Source organism: Dorea sp. 210702-DFI.3.125 (assembly GCF_020560945.1).
GTDB classification, from domain to species: Bacteria; Bacillota; Clostridia; order Lachnospirales; family Lachnospiraceae; genus Dorea; species Dorea formicigenerans.
Genome location: NZ_JAJCNF010000115.1, coordinates 1 through 282 on the forward strand (window position 1 = coordinate 1; position 282 = coordinate 282).

At 53.2% G+C, this 282-nt stretch carries 1 pseudogene; it reads right to left on the reverse strand.

Going from position 1 to position 282, the window contains the following annotated elements:
* Positions 1-282 (reverse strand): annotated as a pseudogene (locus LI164_RS15795) (MobA/MobL family protein); the annotation flags it as partial.

A 282-nucleotide genomic window follows, 5' to 3' on the forward strand; every position in this document is an offset into this window, starting at 1 on the left:
CGTATCTCCATATACTTCATCAGCAGATTGGGAAGAAGTGTCGCTTCCTCCGCCGCCTTTTGTGCAAGCAGTTCTTTTCGTTTTTCTCCCAGCTCGGTAATCCAGCCTTTGAGGTTTTGAATGAGCTGCCGGATAGACTTCATCAGGCGGTTGGCGGCTCTGATGTCCCGGTTCAGGTTGCCGATGTTCGTCTGGATACCCCGCTTTTCCATCTGCCGGACAGCAGTCCCCTCATGGACAGTGGGGACTATATCAAGCCCCTGTCTGGCATAGGAACGCAAG